12 protein-coding genes are annotated in these 14,843 nt (G+C 60.7%); 10 read left to right on the top strand and 2 right to left on the bottom strand.

The window, feature by feature from the left end; translation table 11 throughout:
* Window positions 1-17: 17 nt before the first annotated feature.
* A complete protein-coding gene (locus tag ABRZ28_RS22025; RefSeq protein ID WP_330521562.1) occupies window positions 18-1,622 on the bottom strand; it encodes an ABC transporter substrate-binding protein in 1,605 nt (534 codons plus the stop codon).
* Between the two features lie 521 nt (window positions 1,623-2,143).
* Between ABRZ28_RS22025 and ABRZ28_RS22020 the strand changes: the two genes are divergently transcribed.
* From ABRZ28_RS22020 to ABRZ28_RS22005, 4 genes are all read left to right on the top strand, one after another.
* Window positions 2,144-3,193 (top strand): amino acid ABC transporter substrate-binding protein, encoded by a 1,050-nt coding sequence (locus ABRZ28_RS22020; RefSeq protein WP_319606257.1) that lies wholly within the window; start codon window positions 2,144-2,146, stop codon window positions 3,191-3,193.
* A gap of 131 nt (window positions 3,194-3,324) precedes the next feature.
* Window positions 3,325-4,551 carry an amino acid ABC transporter permease gene (locus ABRZ28_RS22015; RefSeq protein ID WP_442878740.1) on the top strand — a complete coding sequence of 409 codons (1,227 nt, stop codon included), beginning with the start codon at window positions 3,325-3,327 and terminating at the stop codon, window positions 4,549-4,551.
* Window positions 4,552-4,561: 10 nt separating this feature from the next.
* On the top strand, window positions 4,562-5,680 hold the full coding sequence (locus ABRZ28_RS22010) for an amino acid ABC transporter permease (protein ID WP_330521561.1): 1,119 nt from the start codon (window positions 4,562-4,564) through the stop codon (window positions 5,678-5,680).
* Entirely contained in the window at window positions 5,677-6,432 is a 756-nt protein-coding gene (locus ABRZ28_RS22005) for an amino acid ABC transporter ATP-binding protein (protein ID WP_319606254.1), read from the top strand. Before ABRZ28_RS22010 ends, ABRZ28_RS22005 begins: the two co-directional genes overlap by 4 nt.
* A gap of 136 nt (window positions 6,433-6,568) precedes the next feature.
* On the opposite strand, the gene ABRZ28_RS22000 is transcribed toward ABRZ28_RS22005, so the two are convergent.
* Window positions 6,569-7,726, bottom strand: a complete 1,158-nt coding sequence (locus ABRZ28_RS22000) for a M20 peptidase aminoacylase family protein (RefSeq protein WP_330521560.1) — start codon at window positions 7,724-7,726, stop codon at window positions 6,569-6,571.
* A gap of 271 nt (window positions 7,727-7,997) precedes the next feature.
* Between ABRZ28_RS22000 and ABRZ28_RS21995 the strand changes: the two genes are divergently transcribed.
* The 6 genes from ABRZ28_RS21995 to ABRZ28_RS21970 all read left to right on the top strand — a co-directional run bounded on the left by ABRZ28_RS21995 (window position 7,998) and on the right by ABRZ28_RS21970 (window position 14,839).
* Window positions 7,998-8,513 (top strand): RNA polymerase sigma factor, encoded by a 516-nt coding sequence (locus ABRZ28_RS21995; RefSeq protein WP_330521559.1) that lies wholly within the window; start codon window positions 7,998-8,000, stop codon window positions 8,511-8,513.
* A gap of 73 nt (window positions 8,514-8,586) precedes the next feature.
* The gene (locus ABRZ28_RS21990) at window positions 8,587-9,525 is read left to right on the top strand and encodes a FecR family protein (protein ID WP_330521558.1); all 939 of its coding nucleotides are present in this window, start codon (window positions 8,587-8,589) and stop codon (window positions 9,523-9,525) included.
* A gap of 151 nt (window positions 9,526-9,676) precedes the next feature.
* The gene (locus tag ABRZ28_RS21985) at window positions 9,677-12,073 is read left to right on the top strand and encodes a TonB-dependent siderophore receptor (RefSeq protein ID WP_330521557.1); all 2,397 of its coding nucleotides are present in this window, start codon (window positions 9,677-9,679) and stop codon (window positions 12,071-12,073) included.
* The gene (locus ABRZ28_RS21980) at window positions 12,070-12,849 is read left to right on the top strand and encodes an ABC transporter ATP-binding protein (RefSeq protein WP_330521556.1); all 780 of its coding nucleotides are present in this window, start codon (window positions 12,070-12,072) and stop codon (window positions 12,847-12,849) included. Before ABRZ28_RS21985 ends, ABRZ28_RS21980 begins: the two co-directional genes overlap by 4 nt.
* Window positions 12,846-13,841: a FecCD family ABC transporter permease gene (locus ABRZ28_RS21975; RefSeq protein ID WP_330521555.1), complete on the top strand. Its 996-nt coding sequence runs from the start codon at window positions 12,846-12,848 to the stop codon at window positions 13,839-13,841. The genes ABRZ28_RS21980 and ABRZ28_RS21975 overlap by 4 nt, the downstream gene beginning before the upstream one ends.
* Complete coding sequence (locus ABRZ28_RS21970; protein ID WP_330521554.1) at window positions 13,838-14,839, top strand: FecCD family ABC transporter permease; 1,002 nt, start codon at window positions 13,838-13,840, stop codon at window positions 14,837-14,839. The genes ABRZ28_RS21975 and ABRZ28_RS21970 overlap by 4 nt, the downstream gene beginning before the upstream one ends.
* The last annotated feature ends 4 nt before the right edge of the window (window positions 14,840-14,843 follow it).

The raw sequence follows: 14,843 nt of genomic DNA, 5'->3' as shown, positions 1-14,843 counted from the left end.
CCGATTTTTTCATTGCCTTACAGCGTCATCTCGGTGGCCAGCGTTCTTTCATCCGCCCGGCCGGGATAGTTCACCGGCTGGCGCAGCGCCCAAACGTTAATCGGGTAATAAAGGGGAATAATGGCGACGTCGTTGATCGCCAGATCCGTCGCCTGGGCAAACAGCGCCTGACGGCGCTCGTCGTCCAGCGTCACCAGCCCTTGCTCCAGCAGGCTATCCACCTGCGGGTTGCTGTAACGCGTACGGTTGGTGGCGCCAAAACCGCGCGCCTTATCATAACTGTGCAGCACGGATTTCAGCGCCGGAGAGGCTTCGCCGGTGCCGCCGCCAAAACCGATCAGGAAAAAGCTGAACTCGCTGCCTTCCCCGCCGCCGGAAACCCGTTTATAGAAAATGCTGCTAGGCATGGCGTCGACCTGGGTCTCAATGCCGATGCGGGTAAGCATTTGCGCCACCGCCTGCACCACGGCCGTATCGCGAATAAAACGGTCATTCGGCGCATGCAGCGTTATTTTGAAACCATTTGGGAAACCGGCGTCAGTCAGCAACTGCTTCGCTTTGACCGCATCCGCCGGCGTCAACGGCAGGTTGGGGCTGTGACCGAAAATGCCCGGCGGAACCAGCTGGGTGGCGGGCTGACCGTTATTTTCCAGAATCCGGGCGGCGATGGCCGCTTTATCAATGGCGAGGGCGAACGCCTGGCGCACGCGCAAATCGAGGAATGGATTGGGGATCTCGCTGTCGTCTTTGGCGCGGATAAACGGCGATACCGCACGCGATTGATCGAGGCTCAGAAATATCGCCCGGTTAGTCACGCTGCGGGTCAGGGAGATGCCGGCGGTTTTGCTCAGGCGCGCCAAATCGGTCGGCGGTACGTTATCGATCACATCCACATCGCCCGACAGCAACGCGGCGACGCGCGCGCCGGGCGCCGGGATCGGCCGGATAATCACCCGTTTCCAGGCCGGTTTCGCTCCCCAGTAGCGTTCATTGCGTTCCAGCACGATCCGGTTGCCGGGGATCGACTCGATCAGGCGATAGGCGCCGGTGCCAATCGCCGCCTTGCCGCTGTTGTAATCGGCGCTGGTCGCCCCGTTGCCGACGCGATGCGAAATGATCGAAACGGTGCTCAGTTCGTTGGGGACGATCGGGTTCGGCGCTTTGGTGCGAATACGGATCTGGCGCTCGTTGATTTTCTCCACCGTTTTATCGCCCAGATAGGCGCGCATGGAGAATGGCGCGCCCGGCACATTCTGCGCCCGCTGATAAGTAAAAATGACGTCATCGGCGGTAAACGGATCGCCGTTGTGAAAGTAAACATCGGGTCGTAAGTCGAACTCCCAGGTCAGATCGTCGATCGCCCGCCAGGCCGTGGCCAGCCCCGGCTGGGGATTTTGCTGCGCATCGGAATAAACCAGCCGATCGAACAGGTGGGTGGCCAGCGCGGTGTTCGCGCTCACCGTGTGCCAATGCGGATCCAGCGACGACGGCTCGGTGCTGAACGCCAGCGTCAGCGTCCCGTCGCGCTGAGCGGCCTGCGCTCGCCCAAGTCCGAACGGTAATAATGTGGCGGCGGTCAGTACCGCCGCCCCGCGAATAAATGTTCTTCTTTTGATAGACATAAAATATTTACCCTGGTCATCGGCGATTAATGGAGAAAAATAATAACGGCATTTAATGAAAAACGGCTAAAAGTCATACTGCGAATACTAAGTAAAAAATTTATTTCGCATAAAGAATAAAAAAAGAAAAACAAAGTTATTTTTTAACTATGACTATATTTTTTAGCGCAACAGTAAATATTATTTATTAATCACGAGAAAATAAATTAATGGATTCCGCTTACGCCTCGCGCGCTAAAATAAAACAAGACTATACCCGTCATCTTTCAAGTTGCTGGTGCGTTGGCTGCCTTCCTGCAACTCGAAATCTATTGGGTATATGCTTTAAAGACTCGCCGTCGAGTCCACCGCCGACACAAGCCTCATTTTCTATATCCATTATTTTTCTTTCTATAGTGATATTTGCTATTTGCCATTCAGACCCAGTGTTGCGAACATTGGTATACAAAAGAACACCGTTAACATAAATGCCAATTATAACAGCGAGTTAATAGATATTAGCTCTGCTACAAGGATTTTCCATGCTGAAAAAATCGCTCGTTTTTGCCGCAGTTATGCTGCTAACTCTGGGGAATACTCTACTGCCGGCCCATGCGGAAACCGTCGCGACCGGCAATGGCGAAACGCTGAAAAAGATCAAGGCCAGAGGAGAGCTGATCTGCGGCGTGCATCCTGCCCGTCACGGTTTTTCCTCGATCGACAGTAAGGGACAGTGGTCCGGTCTGGATGTCGACTACTGCCGCGCGCTGGCTGCCGCGATTTTCGGCGATGCCGGCAAAGTCCGTTTTTCCGCGCTCTCTACCGCGCAGCGCTTCCCGGCGATTCAGTCCGGAGAAGTCGACGTCTTATCGCGTAATATCACGGCCTCGTTATCCCGCGATACCTCGCTGGGGCTGAATTTCGCGCCGCCGACGTTCTACACCGGCACCGGTTTTATGGTGCGGGCGGATTCCGGCGTGAAAACCATCGAGGATCTGGACGGCGCGACGGTGTGCATTACGCCGGGCAGCAGCACCGAGCAGAACGTGGCGCAGATCTTCGCTTCGCGCAAACTGCGTTACACGCCGGTGGTGATCGAAAATAATAAAGAGTACGTCGCCGCCTATCTGGCCGGCCGTTGCGATGTGATTGCCCGCGACAAAGTCGCGCTGCCGGGCGTGCGTATTCATGATGCGGAAAATGCCGACGACCACATTATTTTACCGGGCATCTATTCAAAAGAACCGCTGGCGATGGCCGTGCGTCAAGGCGACGATCAGTGGTACGACATCGTTAAATGGGTGGTATACGCCACGTTCAACGCCGAAGAGATGGATATCAATCAGCAGAATGTGGACGGCAAGCTGAGCGACAACGATCCCGACGTACAGGCGCTGCTCGGCGCGACCGGCGATTACGGCCAGAAACTGGGGCTGGACAATAAGTGGGCCTATAATCTGGTTAAGCAGGTCGGTAATTACGCTGACATCTATAACCGCCACTTCGGCCCGGATACCCCCGCGCCGCTGGATCGCGATCTGAACAATCTCTGGACTAAAGGCGGCTTGCTGTACGGCTTACCGATTCGCTGAAAAGATGACGGCTATACCACACGGCGTAAGCCAGGCCTCCAATTACGCCGTGAATAATAGCAAGCGGGTTGCCCGCTGAAAAAATCGCTAATCGCGAGGATCGTTTTTTGCCTGAAATAAAAGAAACGCTGATGACAAAATCGTCAAAAAAAATAATTACGCCGTCAACTTTTCCTTTATCCGCGGAAAAGTTTTTTAGCTATAAAAATATATTCGCCATCATGGGGAATAAATCATTTCGGGCATGGTTTTATCAGGCCGTACTGGGCGTGCTGATTATTTTATTCAGCCACTGGTTATATACCAACGTGGTGGATAATTTGCGCTCGCAGAATATCGCGACCGGTTTCGGTTTCCTGCACCATACCGCCCAATTTTCAATCGGCGAGAAATTGATTGATTACAGCGCCCGCGACAGCTACGCCCGGGCGCTGCTGGTCGGACTGCTTAATACGCTGTATGTGTCGTTTTGGGGCATACTCCTGGCCACCGTGCTGGGCTTTTCCGTCGGCATCGCCAGAGTATCGAAAAACTGGCTGCTGGCCCGCGTGGCGGGCGTCTACGTTGAGTTGATGCGCAATATCCCGGTGATCTTGCAGGTGATTTTCTGGTCGGTGGTGATCCGTAATCTGCCCGGCCCGCGCGCCGCCATCGAACTCGGCGGCATGGGGTTTCTGACCAATCGCGGCCTCTCCGTCGCCGTACCGGCTCAGCACATCGGCTGGCTATGGTGCGCCATCGCGCTGCTGGCGGCGCTGGTTATCAGCATCGGACTGAAGCTGGCGGCGCGCCGTCTGCGCGAACGCCATGTCCGCGTGTTGCCGGTCGGACGTAGCGCGCTGGCGCTGATCATCGGCCTGCCGCTGCTGGCCTGGTGGCTGTCCGGCAGCCCCCATCAGCTTAACCGGCCGGAACTGAACGGATTCAACTTCCGCGGCGGCTTTACCATCAGCCCGGAATTTACCTCGCTGCTGTTGGGCATCGCGCTCTATTCCTCCGCCTTTATCGCCGAAATCGTCCGGGCCGGCATTCAGTCAATCCCGAAGGGACAGCTGGAAGCCGCGCGCGCGCTGTCGTTATCCCCCTGGCAGATGATGCGCCACATCATTATTCCGCAGGCGATGCGGGTGATTGTCCCGCCGCTGACCAGCCAGTTCGTCAGCCTGTCCAAAAACAGTTCCATCGCCGTGGTGGTGGGTTACCCGGAACTGGCCAATATCAGCAATACCCTGATGAATCAGAGCGGCCAGGCGCTGGAAGTCATCGCCATCATGATGGTGGTTTACCTGACGATCAGCTGCGTCACGTCGCTGCTGATGAATATTTTTAACCGCACCGTCGCCATCAAAGAACGCTGAGGAGAGCGCCATGTCATCTCTTTTTTCACTCGCTGGCGCGCATCCCCGGCTGCTGACTTCCTGCCGCTGGCTGCGCAACAACCTGTTCAGCAGCCTGCCGCAAACGCTGCTGACCCTGCTGCTGGCGGCGCTATTGGCGTACGTCGGCGATAAGGCGCTGCGCTGGGGAATTATCGACGCCGTCTGGCATACCCGCGATCCGCAAATCTGCCGGGAGGCCGCGGGCGCCTGCTGGGCGGTGATCGTCGAGAAACATCGGCCCATCCTGTTCGGGCTCTATCCTTACGAACAGCACTGGCGGCCGATCGTCGCCATGGCGATCTGGTTCCTGACGCTGAGCCTGTCGCTGATGCCGCGTTTCTGGCATTCGCGCATTCTGCTGCCGCTGTGGATTTTGTCCGTCGCCGTCATGACGATCCTCATGAGCGGGGGCATTCTGGGGTTGCCGCCCGTCCCCTCATCCGAATGGGGCGGTCTGCCGCTGACCATCCTGCTGTTTAGCGGTACGGTGGTGATCGGGATGCCGTTTTCCGTGCTGCTGGCGCTTGGCCGTCGTTCGCCGTTGCCTTTTTTGCGCAGCCTGTCGGTGATATTTATCGAAAGCCTGCGCGGCGTGCCGTTGATTACCATCCTGTTTGTGGCCGTCAATATCTTCCCGCTGTTTCTGCCCGCCGGCATGGAAGTCAACAAACTGCTGCGCATCATTATCGGCATCGCGCTGTTCTTCGCCTGCTATCAGGCGGAGGTGATTCGCGGCGGCCTGCAATCGGTGCCGCGCGGCCAGTATGAGGCCGCCGCCGCGCTCAACCTGAATTACTGGCACACCACCACGAAAATCATTCTGCCGCAGGCGTTGCGCATCTGTCTGCCGGCGATGACCAACCACATTATCGCCGCCATGAAGAACACCTCTTTCGTCATTATCATCGGCCTGTTCGATATCCTGACCGCCACCAGTTCGGTGATGCAAGACCCGCTCTGGCGCCGTTATTACATTGAAACGTACCTGTTTATCTCGTTCATCTATCTGTTGTTCGGTTTTTCGCTTTCCCGCTATGCCCTGTGGGTGGAAAAACGTATCGACGCCAGCCGTAATCCTGAAACGCTTAATCACGGAGCCTTGTCATGAGTAGTACACTTTCCCCGCAACCGGTTATCGAGATCAAATCGGTCAGCAAATGGTATGGCGAGTTTCAGGCGCTGAACAACGTCTCGCTGAACGTGGCGAAAGGAGAGCGCGTGGTGATCTGCGGCCCGTCCGGCTCGGGAAAATCCACGCTGATCCGCTGCATTAACCGGCTGGAAGAGCATCATCAGGGACAGATTCTGGTCAACGGCATCGAGATGAACGACAACATCAAAAACATCAGCCGGATCCGACTGAGCATCGGCATGCTGTTCCAGCAGTTCAATCTGTTTCCGCATTTGAGCGTACTGGATAACCTGATCCTCGGCCCGACGTTGGTCAGACAGATGAAAAAGCGGCAGGCCATCGAACTGGCGATGCACTATCTGGAAAAGGTGCATATCGCCAATCAGGCGCACAAGTTCCCGCTTCAGCTATCGGGCGGACAGCAGCAGCGCGTGGCGATTGCGCGCGCGCTCTGCATGCAGCCGGAAATCATGCTGTTTGACGAGCCGACCTCGGCGCTGGATCCGGAAATGATTAAAGAAGTGCTGGACGTGATGCTCGATCTGGCGGACACGGGGATGACCATGATCGTCGTCACCCATGAAATGGGGTTCGCCAAAACGGTGGCGGATAACGTGATCCTGATGGCCGACGGCGGCGTCATAGAATCCGCGCCGCCGCAAACCTTTTTCAATCAGCCGAAACACCCGCGCACGCAACAGTTTCTGGAGCAGATACTGAGCCATTAACGACGGCCGGTCTCTTTCCGGCGGGCCAGACGGCGCGGCAATGCCGATGCCCCATCGGCGCAAGCGGCATTGCCGGTGTTTTCACGCCGGCATAGCGATGATAAAAATTGGCCGGCAAGCGGTATGGCTTATCAACTCAATCGGCCGTCAGCCGTTCGAGACTTTGCTTCGCCATCTGATAAAGATAATGCGCGGTAGGGAACAGCGCCCGGTCGTCCACGCGGAATTTGGGATGATGCAGCGCATACGGGCCGCCGGAGCCCACCATCATAAACGTCCCGGGCAGCTTCTGCTGGTAAAACGCGAAATCCTCGCCGATCGGGCTGGCCTCGACGCGCCGCGCTTCAAAACCTTCCTCATCCGCCACCCTCAGCGCAAACTCGACCCACTCCGGCGTATTGACCACCGACGGCGGCCCGGCATGCCAGATAAACTCGATGTCGGCGCCAAACGTGCTGGCGATGCCCGCGACGATCTGACGCAAGCGCTGCTCAATCAGCTCCCGCGCCGCCTGACTGAACGTTCTGACGGTGCCTTCCACGTACGCGGTATCGGGAATCACGTTCCAGGTGCTGCCGCTGTGAACCTGGGTGATGGACACCACGGCGTTATTATCCGAGGGGACGGTTCGGCTGATTATCGTTTGTACGGCGCTGATGAGCTGCCCCAGAATCACGATCGGATCGTTGCCCTCGTGCGGTTTCGCCGCATGACAGCCTTTCGCCGCAATCTTGATTTCAAAGCGGTCTACGCCCGCCGTCAATGCGCCGTCTTTGCCGCCCACCACCCCGACCGGCAGCGTCGGATCGTTATGAATGCCGAATATCGCCGCTGCGTTGTCCAGCGCGCCGGTGGCGATCACCGTCGGCGCGCCTAATCCCGTTTCCTCGGCGGCCTGAAATAAAATACGCACGACGCCTTTTAGCTCCGCTTCAACCTTCTTCAGCAGAATGGCCGCCCCCAGCGCGGCGGAAGCGTGGAAATCATGTCCGCAGGCATGCATGACGCCGGCGCGGCTGGAGGTATATTCAACCCCGGACTCCTCTTCAATCGGCAGCGCGTCAATATCCGATCGAATCACCACCAGCGGCCCCTCCTGCCGCCCGCCCACTTCGGCGATCAAACCGGTTTTCAGCGGCAGTTCCAGAATACGGATCCCCTCTTTTTCCAATACCGCCCTGATTTTACCGGTGGTTTCAAATTCCTGATTGGATAATTCCGGGTGTTGATGCAGGTCGCGGCGAAATGCCTGAATAAACTGCGCCAACGGCTGATGCTGAGATGCTGTGTTCATTGAGTGTCTCTCCACCTTGTCTGCTCCGATAGCGCAAGTCTAATCTTATTGACCTGTTTTTTCGGCATTTTATTTACCGCCATCCGCGCTGCCGCTTTTCTCCGGGGTCTTAACGCCGCGGGTGACGGCAGGGCATCTGATTGACAATTGACAGTAATAACGCGAGAACTCTATTATCAATGATAATTATTATCATTGGTAATAGAGTTTCGGTTGTCGCCCGGATCACGCCCTGAACCGGCGCAACGGGCCGACGCCTCTCCGGGAAACCATGAACAAAGCGATGCTCGATAATCTCCACAGCTTTTTCGTCAGAATGCGTCCGCGTCTGCAAGCATTGGCGCAAGCGCGCACCGGCTGTCGGGTCACCGCCGAAGATCTGGTGCAGAACGTCTGGCTGAAAATCGAGCGCATCGAGACCCCCGGCGCGATCCGCAATCCTGACGGCTTTCTTACCCAGATCGTCAATAACGCCGTGCTGGATCATCTCCGTAAAGAGCGGCGACGCGCTGAAATCAATGCGGAAGTCAATGAATTGCTGGGAGAAAGGCTGGATAACGTTTCCCCGGAACGCATGCTGATCGGCCGCGAAAAAATCGATGTGCTGCAACAGGCGCTGGATGAATTGCCGGAGAAAACCCGACGTATTTTCCTGATGAACCGCATCGACCATATTCCCCATCGGCAGATCGCCAAAATAGTTGGGATTAGCGACGAAGCGGTTTATTATCACATCCGTCGCGCGCTGGACCGCCTGGCTTTATTGCGCGATCAATTCGATGACTGATGCCGGCCATGCGCCGCGGCCCCACGATCGTCAGTCTCTCCGTTGGCCCCTAAAGTAATCGCAGCCCGACTCCATGGATGACTCCGACCACAACGCAGCACAGCAACGCCAGATCGCCTCTGAGGCGCGCGCATGGATCGTTCGTTTAAGCTCCGGGCAGATAAGCCGTGAAGAGTTGCAGCGTTTCTATGCCTGGCGCGAACTGTCGCCGGCGCATCGCCGCGCCTTTGAACACGAGCGGACATTTTGGCAGCAGCTGAGCCAAATTGGCGACGGCGATCGTATGGCGTCGCCGACCGCCCCCCTGTGGAGCAGGCGTCGTTTTTTGTGGGGAAGCGCGGCGGCGGCGGTCGTCATGGCGGCGACGCCTTCGCTGTGGCAGTGGTCGCAGCAAGACTTTTCCACGGCCGCCGGTCAACAGGCCCGCATCCGGCTGCCGGATGGTTCCGACGCGCTGCTCAACACCGACAGCGCCATTGCGCTGGATTTTTCCGCCGAGCGGCGGCGGGTGCGGCTGCTGCATGGAGAAGCCTTGTTCCAGACGGCGGTAAGCGCCGCATCGCCCTTCGAAGTCATGGCGCTGGGCGGCGTGATCGACAGCGCGGCGGCGGCGGCCTTCGCGGTGACGGCGCTGGACGAGACGGCCACCGTGCGCGTAACCGACGGGCAGGTGCGCGTAGCGGCGGCCGCTGACGCCGTGACGCTGTCCGCGCGCCAACAAACCCACTATCGGACGGCGCAAGCGCCGGCGCAGGCGACGCCGTTCAAGCTGACGGAGCTGGCCTGGCGCGAACGACGCGTGATTTTCGAGGGACGTCCGCTGGCCGGCGCGCTGGCGGAACTGGGCCGCTACCTGCCGGAAAAAGTGGTGCTGCGCGCCCGAGCGGCCGGCGCGGTGCCGGTCAGCGGCGTGTTCGCCATCGATCGGGCGCTCTCCGCCATGACGGCGTTGGCACGCACCCAGGGGCTGTCGGTACGTCGGGTGCCCGGCCTGTTACTCATCATCGCCTGAGCCCGTTTCTTTGCTTTTTTTGCAAAAATTTCACTTTGTTGTTTAGGCAAATCCCTCCCTGACGCGTCAATCAACTGACGGGATGCGACAGGCAGCGCCTGGCTATCCGGTTGGGCGATTGTCCATGGCTGAATATTGAGGGGAAGAAGTGATGAATTACGCCACCACGGGACGGAGTTGTCGCCGTCCTCTGCACCGCCGTCTTTTGACCATATCGCTGGTCGGCGCCTTAACGCTGCTGCCGGAGACCATCGCCGCCGCGCAGGCCGGGGAAAACATTGAACGCAAACAGGCGTTTCGCCTTCCCAGCCAACCGTTGAGCGCCGCGTTACGGCAGTTCGCCGAGCAATCCGGCGTGCAAATCGCCTACGCCACCGCTATCGCCGAGGGAGCCAGAGCGCCGGCGGTTAACGGCGTGATGTCCGCCGATGACGCGCTGGCGCAATTGCTGGCGGGCAGCGGAATCACCAGCATTAGCGACGCCCATAGCGTCACGCTGGTGAAAAACCAGCCGCAGGCCTCGGCCGCCGGCGATACGGTGACGGTGGTGGGCCACGCGGAAACCGCCGACGGCCCGGTAACCGGCTATCGCGCCGCCCGTTCGGCCACCGCCACCAAAACCGATACCGCGCTGCGCGATCTGCCGCAATCCGTGCAGGTGGTGCCGCGCACGGTGCTGGAAGATCGTCAGACCACCGAATTGACCGAGGCGCTGCAAAATGTTTCCTCGGTACAGCAGAACGGCACCTCCGGCAATCGGGCCGAAACCTTTCTGGTTCGGGGGTTCTCCTCCCCCGGTTACGCCATCGACGGCGTGATGCTCAACGCCGCCGGCGATCGGCCGGAAACCTTTTTGGATCTGGCCAATGTCGAACGGGTCGAGGTGTTGAAAGGGCCGGCCTCGGCGCTGTACGGACGGGGCGAGCCGGGCGGACTGATCAACATCGTCACTCGACGGCCCAGCTATCAATGGGAAGGCGACGCCTCGCTGCAAGGCGGCAGTTTCGGCTTTTGGCGCGGCGAAGGTTCGCTCAGCGGCCCGCTGACCGACGACAAACGCGTGACCGCCCGTCTCACCGGCGCTTTACAGACCGAAGAGGGCTTCGTGGATGAACGCCGGCGCAGCGACAGGCAGTTCCTCAGCACCGCGGTGCGCTGGGAGCCGACCGACGCGACGCGCTTTAATTTCGGTCTGGATTACACGCGCCAGAAACAGCCGTTCGATCGCGGCCTGATCGTGAGCGCGGATAACCAGATCAACTTGCCGCGCGAGCGATTCCTCGGCGAACGCTGGTCGCAGGTGGAAGCCGCCAAACGGCGCTTCTCGTTCGGCGCCGAGCATGAAATGAGCGATGCCTGGACCCTGCGAGGATCCCTGCGCTACGACGATGCGCTGGTGGAAGATACCGGCATAGACTATCGCGACCTGCGCGATGACGACCGCACCCTGCGGCGGCGCTACACCGATCGTCGGGAAGACTCCACCCAATTCGACGCCCAACTGGAATCGCAATGGACGTTCGCTACCGGTCAGGTCGACCATACGCTGCTGGGCGGGCTGCAATATACCCGTTCACGCATGAATTTCCTGTCTTATCGCGCCAATATCGATGCCATCGACATCTATCAGCCCGCGTACGGCGCCGCTATGCCGACCCCATCGCTGAATTCCGACTTTCGCAACACCATCCGGATGGCCTCGCTATTCCTGCAAGACCAAATCGATTTCTCCGAACAATGGAAAGCGCTGGCGGGTTTACGCTATGACCGGGCGCGGCAGCATATGGATCAGCGCGTGGGCGACGGCGATCCCGACGTGAACGACTGGGCGCTGACCAAACGTCTGGGGCTGGTCTACCGGCCGGTGGAACCGCTTTCGCTGTACGCCAGCTATGCGGAAAGCTTCGTGCCGCAAGCCGGCCAGTCGCGCAACGGCCAGTCGCTGGATCCCGAGGAAGGCTGGCAGGTGGAAACCGGGGCGAAATGGGATCTGCTGCCGGACCGTCTGTCGTTGACCACCGCGCTGTTCCAAATCAACAAGCGCAACATCGCCGCCGACGATCCGCTGGATTCCGACTATTCGGTGCTGACCGGACGCCAGCGGGTACGCGGTCTGGAAATGGATCTCACCGGCACGCCGCTGCCGGGCTGGGAACTGATCTGGTCCGGCGCCTATCTGGACGCGCGCATAACCCAGGACGAGGACTATGCCATCGGCAACCGCCTGACCGGCGTGCCGAAATGGAGCAGCAGCCTGTGGAGCACCTATCGCTTCCAACCCGGCAGTTCGCTGGATGGCCTGAAGCTGGGAGCCGGCGTCCAGATGGTGGGCGCGCGCAAAGGAGATCTGGACAATAGCTTCGGCGTCTCCGGCTACTATCGGCTGGACGCCACGGTCTCTTATCAACTGACCCGGCAGCTGGAGGTGTCTGTCACCGGTAAAAACCTTACCGATCAAGATTATATCGAGACGCCGGTCAGCCGTACCGAAAACCATCCCGGCGCGCCGCGCAGCGTGTATGTGGCGCTGAAGGCGCGCTTTCGATGAGCGAGGCGATGCAGGTGCGGGATTTGCGCTTTGGCTATGGAACGAATCCGGTACTGGCGGGGGTTTCGTTTAGCGTACGGCGCGGAGAACTGCTGGCGATTGTCGGCCCCAACGGCTGCGGCAAAAGCACCCTGTTGCGGATGATGGCCGGCCTGCTGAAGGCGCAAGGCGGCGAAGTGCGGATCGACGGCCGCCCGCTGGCGGCGTTCAGCCGCCGTCGCCTGGCGCGCCGATTGGCGCTGCTGTCGCAATCGGGCCTGGCGCCGCCCGGTATGCGGGTAGCGGATCTGGTGGCGATGGGACGCTTTGCCCACGGCGGTTGGCTGCGGCGCGATACGCCGGACGATCGCGCCCACGTGGCGGCGGCGATGGAGAGAATGGCGGTGGCGGATCTGGCGCAACGACGGCTGGCCGAGCTATCGGGCGGCCAGTTGCAGCGAGTGCGCATGGCGATGACGCTCGCCCAAAACGCCGGACTGTTGCTGCTGGACGAACCCACCAACCATCTGGATCTCAAACACCAGTACGCGCTGCTGGACTGCGCCCGCGCCGAAGCGCGCGCGGGTCGCGCGGTGGTGGCGGTGCTGCACGATCTGATCCACGCCAGCCTGTACGCCGACCGGCTGATCCTGTTGCATCAGGGCCGCATCCTGGCGCAGGGCGCGCCGGAACAGGTACTGACCCCGCAGGCGCTCTGGCAGGCATACGGCGTGCGCACTGTCGCCATCCCCTGCGGCGCCCGCACCATTCCGCTGCCGGAGAACGCCCTGTTATGAGAACGGCGATAATTTTGAGCGGCCTGGCCGCCCTGCTGCCGGTATTGGCGCTGCTGCATCTGTGCGGCGGCGCCCGTCCCTTGCCGCCCGCCACCGTCTGGGCGGCGCTGACCGACTACGACGCGGCTAATTTTCTGCATCTGGTGGTGATCAAACAGCGCCTGAGCCGGCTGGCGGTGGCGCTGGGCGTAGGCGGATGCCTGGCGGCGGCGGGCTACCTGCTGCAAAAGGTGCTGCGCAACGATCTGGTGTCGCCCTCCACGCTGGGCGTCAATAGCGGCGCTACCGCGTTTGCGGTGGCGGCCATCCATTTTGGCGGACTGTCCGGCAGCGCGTTGTTCTGGCCGTCGCTGGCCGGCGCCGCGGCCGGCCTGCTGCTCGCCGGCGTAGCGGCGGAACTGCTGGGGCGGGGAAGCCGGGATCCGCTCAATTTGGTGCTGGGCGGCGCCATGAGCGCCACCCTGTTTTCCGCGGCCAGCGCCTTTATCCTATCGCTCGATCCGGACGCTTTCGGCAATATCCTGAGCTGGCTGGTGGGCGACATCGGCATCTTTGATTATCAGACGCTGCAAACGCTGTGGCCCGCCGCGCTGGCGGCCTTGCTAGTGCTGGGCTTGCTGACGCGCCGTCTGGATCTGCTGGCGCTGGGGGAAGATCAGGCCGCCAGTCTGGGCGCCGATCCGCGTCTGATGCAGCGCATAGCGATAGCCGGTTCGGTGGTGCTGGCCGTTATCGCGGTTACCGTGGCGGGGCCGATCGGTTTTGTCGGCCTGGTGGTGCCGCATATCGCCAGGCTCTGGTTGGGCGACGCCGGTCTGGCGCCGCTCGGCGGCGCGTTGCTGCTGGGCGCGGCGCTGCTCACGACGGCCGATCTGCTGGCCCGAACCTTATTGGCGCCGCGCCTGCTCAATGTCGGCACGGTCATGGCGCTGTTCGGCGGCATGGCGTTTCTGGCGCTGGTGGTTATCACCTTACGTCGGCGGTCGACATGAGCCGCGCGCCACAGCGCCCCGGCTGGGTAGCCGCATGGCTGGCGTTGGCGCTGGCGGCGTTAAGCGTGATATCGCTTGGCGTCGGCAGCGACGATATGGGCCTGGCCCGTATTCTGCGCTGGATATTAACCACGGAAGGCGCGACGGACGACGATGTCGCAGCGGTGCTGAGCTTACGCGCGCCGCGCATCGCCGTGGCGATCCTGAGCGGGGCGATGCTGGCGGCCTCTGGCTACCTGTTGCAGATCGTCGCCAATAACGGTCTCGCCGATCCCGGCATCATCGGCATCTCTCAGGGCGCCAGCGCCGCCATTCTGCTGGGCGGCGTCACCTTCGGCCTGCCCGCCGCCTGGCTGGCGCCGGCCGGACTGATCGGCGGGCTGACCACCGGTATTCTGGTGCTGGGGCTGTCGCTGTGGTTAGGCAGCACGCTGGGTCTGGTGCTGATCGGCCTGGCGGTCAGCATTACGCTGGGCGCGGCGGTGGAGATGGTGATGGTCAGCGGCGGCATCAATCAGTTTGTGCAGTTGCTCACCTGGTCGCACGGTTCGCTCACCGCCGCCTCGCCGGTGGATGCCGTCAGGCTGTTCGGCTGGGCCGCGGCGCTGGCGCTGCCGTTGCTGATGGCTCCGCAGGCGTTGGCGCCGTTGCGTCTGGGCAGCGAACAAGCGGCCGCCGTCGGCGCCAATCCCCGCTACTCGCGGCCGCTGTTGGTCTTGCTGGCGGCGGCGCTGGTGGCGCCGGTGGTGGCCATCGCCGGCCCGGTGTCGTTTGTCGGGCTGATTGCCGCCCACGTGGCGCGTCGTCTGGCGGGCGAGCGGCCCAGCGCGGTACTGGGCGTGACGCTGCTGGTGGGCGCGCTGCTGTTTTTGGGCGCAGATACCGCCGGACGTACGCTGTTTCTGCCGTTGATCGTACCGGCCGGGCTGCTGGTCTCGCTGGGCGGCGTGTTGGGATTTCTGATCGTGGCCCGCAGCGCCGCATGGCGGCCGGGATAATAAG

It is taken from the genome of Brenneria sp. g21c3, from assembly GCF_040240345.1.
GTDB lineage: Bacteria > Pseudomonadota > Gammaproteobacteria > Enterobacterales > Enterobacteriaceae > Brenneria.
The sequence above is the reverse complement of the archived record's forward strand: the minus strand, read 5'-3'. Positions and strand labels throughout refer to the sequence as shown.